Here is a 1,662-nt window from a genome sequence, read left to right as displayed (position 1 = left end):
CCAAAAGGCAAAAAACATTCAATTAGATAATTATCGTGATTATATGTTTAAAAAACATGAACGTTTTGATTATACGGCTGATGATTGCTATGAACTTGCAGAATCCATTCGTAAATACGTTGTGCCACTTATTGATAATATATTTAATGAGAAAAAAGCTGAACTTCAAGTAGATACACTTCGTCCGTGGGATCTAAAAGCAGCCGCACCAAATCAAAAAGTATTAAAACCCATTGAAGACGAGAGTGATTTAATCGAAAAAAGTTCTCATATTTTACAAAAACTAGACCCAGAATTTTCTGCATTATTGAGCCGTATGCATAAAAATGATTGCTTAGATTTAGAAAGTCGTAAAGGAAAAGCACCTGGAGGATTTTGCGAACACTTACCTGCTTCTCAATTATCTTTTATTTTTATGAATCTCAATCATACACATTATGACGTTACTACTTTCCTCCATGAAATGGGCCATAGTATTCATAATGAATGTATGAAGCAGCTACAGCTACAAAAATATTTAGAAATCCCTTCAGAATCAGCTGAGCTAGCCAGCATGACAATGGAATTGTTTTCGATGGAGTATTGGGATACATTTTATGAGAATACAGAAGAATTTATAAAAGCAAAATTAGATTTCTTTAAAGATATTGTTAAGTATTTACCACAAATGCTTATCGTTGATCAATTCCAACATTGGATGTATGAAAATCCAAATCATACTGCTAAAGAAAGAAATGAAAAATATTTAGAATTACATAACACTTACCAATCGAATGTGGTAAATATTGAAGGTTATAAAAACTGGATAGCAACTGGCTGGTTACCTGTACTACACATATTCGAAATACCATTCTATTATATCGAATATGCAATCGCGCAACTTGGTGCATTGCAAATGTATAAACAATATAAAGAGAATCCTAAACAAGCACTACAAAATTACAAAAAAGCATTATCTCTAGGTAGCTCTGAATCCTTACCAGAGGTATATGAAGCAGCTGGAATTCGTTTTGATTTTTCTAGTGAGACAATAAAAGAATTAATGGCATTTGTAGAAGAGGAATTGGAATTACTTAAACAAATATAAATAAAAAAATGCATCTGTCCTTATAGGTGCATTTTTTATTGTTTTTTTATTCAATACAAATTGAATCTTTATCTCGCTTTATTAATAAGCTCTATATATTGTAGGTCCCCATATCCTATTGYTGGAAAAAGATTAAAYAACCTTTTTARTAACTCTTGTGTTGGTAAATCTTTATTTTTGGAGMTATAMTTTACTACTACATTATTTTCTTTTAGCATCTCTAAATATAAATCTATCGCCTGATACATTACAGGTAGTATCTCATGAGATGGTTTTTTATGATTTACTAGAACTTCATTGTAAACAGAAAAATAGTTCCCTAATTCAAGTTCAATTTGACTTACTTTAAATTCATCCTCTCTGAAGCTATTTAAGTATACTTTTCCCTTATAATCAGACTGTTCAAGGTAAGAAAGTACGGTAAGTAGATTCATTTGGCAAAACATATCCTCACCAAACCATAAAACGATACATTTATACTCTTTCTTAAAAAGATTCTCTAAAGGATGAACAACCTTTTTCATATAATTTTCTACAGTACCTTGATGTCCTTCTGCCCTTGTTTTAATAAACTC

The 1,662-nt window shown here is 30.7% G+C and carries 1 protein-coding gene and 1 pseudogene; one reads left to right on the top strand and one right to left on the bottom strand.

Annotation, left to right across the window (positions count from 1 at the left end; genetic code table 11):
• Nucleotides 1-1,087, top strand: a 1,087-nt coding sequence (locus AC1DJR_RS29010) for a M3 family oligoendopeptidase (protein ID WP_477004148.1), incomplete at its 5' end; no start/stop codon positions are given.
• 68 nt (nt 1,088-1,155) lie between these two features.
• Here AC1DJR_RS29010 and AC1DJR_RS29005 read toward each other — a convergent pair.
• Nucleotides 1,156-1,662 (bottom strand): annotated as a pseudogene (locus AC1DJR_RS29005) (AraC family transcriptional regulator); the annotation flags it as partial.

The organism is Bacillus sp. 05T31 (assembly GCF_056396725.1).
This window is presented reverse-complemented; position numbering and strand designations above follow the sequence as displayed.